This window comes from Micromonospora sp. NPDC023814 (assembly GCF_040639595.1).
GTDB lineage: Bacteria > Actinomycetota > Actinomycetes > Mycobacteriales > Micromonosporaceae > Micromonospora.
This window is the reverse complement of the sequence record NZ_JBFAAF010000135.1, coordinates 1-7,865: the sequence shown is the minus strand read 5'-3', so window position 1 is coordinate 7,865 and position 7,865 is coordinate 1. Positions and strand designations below refer to the sequence as shown.

Annotated in this window: 6 protein-coding genes; 1 reads left to right on the top strand and 5 read right to left on the bottom strand. The window is 69.1% G+C overall.

The window, feature by feature from the left end; genetic code table 11:
* The first annotated feature begins 570 nt into the window (after positions 1-570).
* Positions 571-1,050 (top strand): HIT domain-containing protein, encoded by a 480-nt coding sequence (locus tag AB0G14_RS34040; protein WP_357704651.1) that lies wholly within the window; start codon positions 571-573, stop codon positions 1,048-1,050.
* Between the two features lie 79 nt (positions 1,051-1,129).
* Here AB0G14_RS34040 and AB0G14_RS34035 read toward each other — a convergent pair whose 3' ends face one another.
* The 5 genes from AB0G14_RS34035 to fxlM form a co-directional block, all read right to left on the bottom strand.
* Positions 1,130-1,912, bottom strand: a complete 783-nt coding sequence (locus AB0G14_RS34035; protein WP_357704649.1) for a thiopeptide-type bacteriocin biosynthesis protein — start codon at positions 1,910-1,912, stop codon at positions 1,130-1,132.
* A gap of 13 nt (positions 1,913-1,925) precedes the next feature.
* Positions 1,926-2,996 (bottom strand): lanthionine synthetase C family protein, encoded by a 1,071-nt coding sequence (locus AB0G14_RS34030; RefSeq protein WP_357704647.1) that lies wholly within the window; start codon positions 2,994-2,996, stop codon positions 1,926-1,928.
* Positions 2,993-5,740, bottom strand: coding sequence for a lantibiotic dehydratase (locus tag AB0G14_RS34025; RefSeq protein ID WP_357704645.1), 2,748 nt, complete (start codon positions 5,738-5,740; stop codon positions 2,993-2,995). Before AB0G14_RS34025 ends, AB0G14_RS34030 begins: the two co-directional genes overlap by 4 nt.
* 68 nt (positions 5,741-5,808) lie before the next feature.
* Positions 5,809-5,964, bottom strand: coding sequence for an FxLD family lanthipeptide (locus AB0G14_RS34020; protein ID WP_121396803.1), 156 nt, complete (start codon positions 5,962-5,964; stop codon positions 5,809-5,811).
* Positions 5,965-5,976: 12 nt separating this feature from the next.
* Entirely contained in the window at positions 5,977-7,218 is a 1,242-nt protein-coding gene (gene fxlM, locus AB0G14_RS34015) for a methyltransferase, FxLD system (RefSeq protein ID WP_357704642.1), read from the bottom strand.
* Between the last annotated feature and the right edge of the window lie 647 nt (positions 7,219-7,865).

The window sequence follows — 7,865 nt, the reverse complement described above, 5'->3', positions numbered from 1 at the left end:
ACGGCGTGCTGCCGCGTGCACGTTCATCACGTACCCAACGCCAAGTACATCGCTCCCCGACGTCCTGACACAGGCGCTGTCGACGGAACCGCACCAGACCGTGAGGGAAACGATCTTGCGCGCTCTGTCTGCCCAAGGCGAACACGGCCGCGATCGCCTGCCCGCAGCACTCGCAGATCCGGTACCCGGTGTTCGAACTCTCGCGGCCATCCTCATGACCACGAACACACCCCAGGGTAGACGGCTGAGCCCCCAGCTACGCCAGACCCTCGGCAATCACCTGAGAGTGGAGGAAGACCGCTCGGTGCATAACACCATCCAGAGGATGCTCGACCACTCGCACTGATCCACACGATCCCGCGGGTCCGCACCGGGCGCCCGCCGGCGCGCGGCGGGCGGGCGGCGCGGCGGCGCCGGTTGAGGGCCCCGACGCCGTAGGCAGTGAGCCCGCACTGCAGGTCAGGCGAACGGTGCGCAGCTTGTTCCACGAGGTTGGCCAGCGCACTTGCCCCTCGGGCACCAAGACACGCGCATCCATCCGCTGCGCACGTCAACTCATCGGGGAGGATGGTGCGAACTTCGCTCCGAGAGGCGATCGCGATCTTGAATCTGTCGTGCGTGTTCTGCTCGGTGACGGGCGGCAATACCGATCCTGGGGTCTGTCTTGCCGTCAACAACGAGTTCGTTGTCTTTCCGGCACTGCACCAGCGACCGAACAACAGAGGTCACATGCTTCTCGTTCCGGCAGGTCACTTCGGCGGCATCGCCGACGTGCCGCCCGAGAAGGCGGCCCCCATGCTGGCCGCGCTTCAGGTAACGACGCAGGCGGTGAAGGCTGCATTCGGCGCCAGCGGGACGACGGTGCGCCTCAACCTGGGACCTCCCGCTCAAGACATCTTCCATCTCCACTGGCACATCATTCCGCGGTACGTGGGCGATGACTTCAACAGTGCTAAGTCCTCCGAGCTGCCCCTGAGCGAACGTTTGCAGCTCACGGCGAAGCTTGGCCAGCACCTTGCCAGACGGGCTTCGGCCCGGGTCCGTAAGTGATCAGTCGGCCGGCTAACAGCACCGCGGATCGCCTCATCTTCTCGGGCATGGCGCCTTCCTCCACTCGTTCCTGGTGCGTCTACCCGGGGTCTGGCAGGTGCGGGTCGGGCAGGCCGAAGATGGCTTCCTGGGCCGCTTGGGCGAGGGTGGCTTGGGTGGTGGCGGGTAGGCCGAGCCTGTTCCAGTGGAAGATCACGTGCAACGCGATTACTGCCCGGAGGCCACGGGTGAGTTTGCCCCTCTCCCGTTGGCGATGCAGGGCCGCGCCGGCCTTCGCGAATGCGGCGTGCCAGTCGCCGGTGGTGCGAGGTGCGCCGAGCAGCAGGCTCCGAACGTCTCCCGTGAACCTCTCCCACGTCCGCGCATCGGTTGTGCGTGCCTGGTTGAGGTGTGCTGCGCGATGCTCGACGGCTTGTGCCCATACGTCGCCTTGCTCGTTGAGGTCCAGCCCTGCTACGCGCATCAGAGCGGTGCACAAGATCAGGGAGTGTTCGCGCCGGGTGGTGGGGTGCTGGTGGAGGTAGGTGAGGAGGTGGCGGCTGTCGTGGTGGAACAGCATGTGGGCGGCGGCCATGGCGTCCTCGCCGCCGAAGGCGTGGGTTTCGGGTTCGTAGATGTCGCCGGTCCAGGTGACCCCTTCGCTGAGTAGCCGGCGGGCCTCGTCTCCGCTGTCTGGGCTGTTTGTGGGAAGGTAGCGGATGCGCCAGGCGCCTTTGCGGATGAACCACCAGGAGGTGATCAGGCCGGCGGTCTCGGCGGCGGGAAGCACTCGGCTGAGGTGGGTGACCGCCTGTTGCTCGCGCTCCCGGGCGGTCTGGCCGGGGAAGGTGATGTTGACCTGGTGCCAGGGGGTGTGGTCCACGGCGGCTCTTTCGTCAGGTGAGGAGGAGACAGGCGTCCCAGGCGGTGGTGGCGGCGGTGACGAGGTCGGCTCCTGCCTTCCCGTCGAGAAGCCCTTCGGGCTCGTTGGTGGTGGGGGCGGTTTGCCGGTGGCAATCTTCTACGGCAGCCAGAGGTATTGAGGTGAGGGCGCCGGAAGCAATGCGGCGGGCGGTGGCCATCAGTCCGGCGGTGCCGTGGCACAGGCCTCGGTTGGTGAGCCGCCGGAGTTGTCCGGGGTCAGTGACGCAGGTGGTGAATGCGGTCTCGGCGAGGTGCTGGCGGATGGTGTCATGCAGGGCGTGTGCGGCGAGTTGCTGGGCGCGGGCGATGCCGGGGGTGCCGTAGCACCAGGACGGCCGTAGCGGGGTTTGTTGGGCCGGTGTTCCGCGGCGTAGGTCGGTGAGGGTGATGGTTTGCGGCCACCAGATCGTGCCGTCGGTGTGCTGCTGCCACGTGTCCATCCATCGGCTGATGCGGCTGATCGCCGTGGTGTGTCCGGCGACGGTGATGCCGTCGCGGAGGGTGAGGGCGAGCAGTGCCAGTGGGCCGGTGATGCCGTGGGCTATGCCGAAGTTAGCGTGACCGCCGGGGGGCGGTGGCTGGCGGCGTTCGGGCCCGTTGCAGCACCACCAGCCTGGCAACTCGTCTCGCGGTTCGGTGAGCCGGACGAGGTAGTCCAGGACCTGGCGGAGCAGGTCGTGATCGCCGAGCCGGCGCAGGACGACACCGAGCCCGGTCAGCCCGCGGATGAGGTCGTACTCGGCGTAGGGCGGCTGCTGGCGTCGGTCGATGCGGCGGTGGGCGGCGGCGAGCCGCCGGCGGGTCACCGTGGCGGTGCCGTCGGCGGTGGCCGCTCGTGCCTGGGCGAGCCCCGGGTGTTCGGTGGTGGCGAGGACGAATGCGAGTGCGGGAGCGCCGTAGAAGAGGCTGGCCCCGTCGGCGATGCTCACGCCACCGGCGGTGGCAAGGCGTAGTGCCTCGTACGCCGCACGCCAGTTGCCGGTTTCTAGGTGCAGAAGGGCGATGCCGGCCGCGCCGTCGGCGAGAGACTGTCCCGCGGTCACGGCTTACGCCCGGTGAGGGTGGTGCGGGCGATGGTTCGGGCCAGCCGCAGGCAGTGCCGTTCGGAGGCGAGGTCGACGCCGATCATGCGGGCGTGGTGCAGGTGCAGCAGGTCGCCCAGCACCTCGTCGGGGTCGAGTCCGTCATCGACGACCAATGACCGGTAGGCGGCCAGCGCTGCCGCGAGTCGCTCGTCGTGTATCCGGCGCCGGGCATGTTCGAGCTGGGCGGGGTCGAGGCGGGGACCGGTCCGGTGGGCGACGTGGGTGGCGAGCCAGCGCGGACCGTCGCCGGTGAAGCCGTCAGCGAGGGCGATCATCCCGGCGGCGGTGGTGGCTTGTCGGTCGCCGGTGAGTCTGTGCAGGGCGGCACGGGAGTCGGCGGCGAACACCCGCTCGGCGGCGGCGAGGGTCGCTGCGGCGCCGTGGCGGGTTTCGGGGCGGTACGGGTGCAGGCTGTAGTCGTGTACGACGGCGTCATCGTGCAGGTGCTGCACCCAGCCGGCGAGGTGGCGGGCGGTGTCGGCGAAGCAGCCGGTGTCCGGAAGCGGGATGCGTAGCCGCAGGTGCGGCTCGGGGTGGGGATACCGCAGGAACCACCAGCCGGCTGGTAGGTGGTCGGCGGCGCGGCCGGCGAGGTCGGTCAGGATGTCGTCGAGCCGACCGTGTAGGCGTGCCTCCAGCCACCGTGACCGCCCAGGCCAGTGCTGAACAGTGGTAGCGGTTCGGGCTGGTCGGGCTGCTCGGGTGGCCGGCGCAGGGTGGGTGAGGGTGAGCAGGAGTTCGGCGGGGCGGTCGTCGATCCAGCCCGCTGGCCCTGGAGCCTCGGTGATCACGGTGCGGGGATGCCGGTCGAGGTAGTCGCGTAGGACCGCCAGGTGGGCGTGGTCGTCCAGGTCAAGGCGTAGGCGTATGTCGTCGTCGCCAATCAGAACCTGCTGCGGGATGTGCCGCTGGTGACGGTGTCGCTGCCAGGCGGCGCACCACTGGGGCCATGCGGTGCCCTTACCGGGAAGCGCGGTGTGGTCGATGATCCAGCGGGCCGGGTGCACGACGGTGCGTCCGCGCCGTAGGCGGGGTAGGAACGGCAGGTCGGTGGCGTGTCCCCAGTCGAACCGGCTGCACGGTGCCGTCCAGGCGGTCCAGATCTCGGCCAGGAACCGCATCAGCGGCTGCTGCAGCATGGGCAACAGCACGCTGTTGAACAGCAGCGGTTCCACGGGCTGACCCGTCGCTAGCGATACCAGCCACAACCGGCGGCCGTCGCCGGTCACCGCCAGATCCTCGACCGTCCATGGCGGTGCCGGGTGGAAGTCGCCGAGAGGAAGGACGGGCAGCAGCTCGGGCACGCGGGCCACTGCGGTGAGACGGGCGTCCAGCGGGGGTCCGGACAGCTGCACCGTGGCCGCGCCGGGCAGGGCGGTCGGCAGGTGCCGGTAGACCTGCTGAAATCCGGCGAGTTCGGCGGGGGTGAGCAAATGCAGGAACCGGGCTCCGGCGACCCCGGCGTGGCGGGACCCGCTGAGTACCGTCAGGGTGAACGCGCCGCGGTCCAGATCGTGCGGGGTGTCGGCGGCGAGGGTGAACCGCAGTTCGGTGTGCGGGATCGGCGGTCGGTCGTCATTCCCGCGCAGCCGGTCGATCAGCGGGTCGTCGAGCACCACTTCGGCGCAGCCGTCGAGTGCGGCCTGCTGCGCGAGCTGTCCGAGTAGCCGGTCGCGGGCGGTGAATAGCGCTGGGGCGCGGCGAGTGGATCCTCGGTAGCCAGCCGGGAACCCCAGCACGTTCAGCACATCACGGATGGGAACAGCCGCTCCTGGGCCCCACCGCTCGATGAACGCGTTGTGGTACTCGGTCCATCCGGCCGGTTGAGGCGCCGCTACCGCCACGAGCGTCGACGCGGCCCGCTCCGCCTCGTGCAGTACCGGCGGGGGCAGGGTCACCGTGATGTCGGCGCGCAGATCAACGGCGACCCGGCTACCCGGCTCCGGAATGGCGTAGGGACGGGCAACATGTGGGGCCGGGCCGGTGGTTGTCATGGGTGGGCGTAGGGCCGACAGCAGCACCCGGTTGTGGACCAGTTCGGCCAGCAGCCGCTCAGCGTCGGCGATGCTGGCGGGTCCGGCAATCGTCGCGGCGAGTTCGGCGAACCTCACCGGGGACCGCGCCGCCTGGATCGCAGCCCGGATCGGGCCGGTAAGGCGGACCTCGACGTCCCAGCGCCGATCGGCGCTGGCGTGGGCACAGGGCAGAACCCACCTGTCGCCGCGCCGGTATCCCAACGAGTTCGTCACCACCGCGACGGTGCGCAGGGTGGCAAGATCCTGTTCGGCCTGCGCTGTGGTCTCGGCGATGAACTGGCCGTCCGGGCGGGAGACCGCGTGATGTGCCTCGCCTAGGCGGACCGCCGCGCGAACGCCGAACTGGACCGGGGCCACGCCAGCGAACGTGCCAAACGGGGTCGCACGGGTGGTCCAGCGCAGCAGATACCGGACCGCTGACTGCACCAGGCGCCGCAGCCGCTGCTGAGACACCGGCTCACCGCTCAGAGCGCGTTGGATCTGGTCGGCCAGCTGCGGTGCCGCGCAGGTGACAGCCGCAGCGAACCCGGGAAGCCTCCACGTCTTGTCCAGCCACTCGCGCCACTGATCCGGATGACCGTGGGCCAAGTCGGGCCAGGCAGGCAGCACGAGGCCCTTCGGGTAGGCGGCGATCCTGATCAGCGCCGCACCAGCTGCGGGAACCATGTTGCACCACCGAATCGACGGGCCCGGCGCGCTCGACGCCGGGCCCGATCGTGAGAGGAACGGATGGGTCAGTTGCCGCCGTCGCACCTGGTGGTGCAGGCGTTGGAGCCGGTGTTGCCGGAGCCGCACCCGTCGTCGGTGGCGGTGGCGTAGCCGCCCGCGGTGGGGCCGGCGTCGACCAGGCTGACGTCCAGGGCGAACTCCGAGGCATCGGTTTCGTTCATGTGCGTTCCCTTCTATGCGGGGGTGAAGGTGAGGACGAAGCGGCTGTGCCGCTTGTCCAGCACCGTCCCGGCCGGCAGGTCGCCGTCGGGAGTACCAGCGGGCAGGACGTGCAGCACCGGCGATGGGCTGCCCGCGTCCAGCCACGCGCGCATGTGTCCGACCATCCGACCGGCGGCCGCTGCGGCATCGGGCCCATGCGCACAGGCGCCCAGGTCGAACATGTCGTCGTCGTTCCAGCGCAGCGTCGAGCGGTAGCAGAACGCGCCGTTGTTGAGGGCCGCCGGTGTGCCGAAGCGCCACGCGGGGGCGACGACGCCCGCATCGACGGCTTCCTGCTGAGCCGTGAGGACAACGAACTGCTGTCCCGCATCGGTGATGCGGGTCGCCAGCCATAGGTCGAGGTCAGCCAGGACGGTGCGAGGGGGCAGGCTCACCGCGGCCCATGCCTGCGCCGGTGGCTGCGCCAACAGCTCACCGACGGCGTGCCGGTTGACCTGCTGGTCCTCGTCCAGCCGCAGGTGGACCCCGTCAGCGATGTCGACGTACCGCACCTCATGTGCCCCGGCGCCCTGCATCGACACGAACCCGCACAACCGCTGGCTGTGGCTGACCAGCCGGTCCCCTGTCCGGCGCATCGCCCACGAGCGGGTCATCCCGAACGTCCGCAGCGGTACGACCAGCGTTCCGTTCTCGGCGAGCTGCGCGGTCCAAGCCGGGGAAATGTCCCATGCACCGACCGTGACGATGATCAAGTCATAGGAACGGCCTGGGTTGACCGGTTGCTCGGCGTCCGCGCACACCACGGCCACGTCGTCGTAACCCGCCGCCGCAAGGCAGGCGGTGGCCCGGTCGGTCACCTCGCTATCGATGTCTACGGTCGTGACCGAGCCCGACGGGCCGACCAGCTCGCGCAGCAGCGCGGCGTTGTATCCGCCGGAACCGATCTCCAAGACGTGCCGGCCGGGCAGCCCGCCGTCGATGGCCGCGGCTGCCTGACCGAGCATCTCCGCGATGAGCCACGGCGCCGACACCGAGCTGACCGCCTCGTCGCCGATCCGCTTGGTCACCACGGCCTGGTCGGCTCGGTACGCCTCCGTCAGCGCGGCATCTGGTGTGAAGAGATGGCGTGGCACGGACCGTAGCGCCGCCTCCACCTCAGGCCGCATGATCAGCCCTTTCTCCGCATGATCAGCGACGAGCTGATCGACCATTGCTGCATGGAGGTCCTCGCCGCTCGCCGTGTCTACACTCATTCGGGTGTTCTCCCTTCCCATCAGGGCCTCCCGATCGGATGGCCCCGTCGTTCCGCTCTTCTCGGGCTAAACAGAGCGTCAAGCCGCTGGACTCGCCAAGTCGCGTTGAAGTCTGAAGTCGATGTGGTGCCTGTCGAAGGTGCCGTCCCGCTGGCGCACGTGGGTGCTCATGCGATTCGTGCGGATGTTCATGCGCATGACCGTGCCTACGGCGGCAAGGCCGAGGCGCAGCCGGCGTGAATCAAGATCACGGCGGCGGAGCGGTCTTCTGCTCCACTGCAACCTCCCGCGCTCGTCCAAGTCAGAGGCGAACCTGACGAGTAGCCAGCGCCCCGTCTCCACACTCACCCGTCGAGTCGGTGGAGTGAATGCCAAACATGCGGACGAAGTGGTTGTCCGCATGTGCGCCACCGATGAACTTCTCCCGCGACTACGCATCTCGGCGTTCTTGGTTGCGCCGCGCTGAACACTGAGTGACCCTATGTGCGCGATATTCATGCTGCTCATCGACATGGTGGTGCGAACAGCCCGAGGAGGCGCTATGGGCCAGACCGGAACTTGTCAAGGCTGGTGGGACCAGTGGGTGTTTACGCCGCTTGGGGTAGCGGTTGATCGAGAGCGGGTTCGGGTGGGTTGATCCAGACGGT

What these genes read in the sequence shown, in the direction of transcription:
- AB0G14_RS34025 (WP_357704645.1), bottom strand. Translation starts at nt 5,740, where the DNA reads ATGGTTCCCGCAGCTGGTGCGGCGCTGATCAGGATCGCCGCCTACCCG.
- AB0G14_RS34020 (WP_121396803.1), bottom strand. Translation starts at nt 5,964, where the DNA reads ATGAACGAAACCGATGCCTCGGAGTTCGCCCTGGACGTCAGCCTGGTC.
- fxlM (WP_357704642.1), bottom strand. Translation starts at nt 7,218, where the DNA reads ATGAGTGTAGACACGGCGAGCGGCGAGGACCTCCATGCAGCAATGGTC.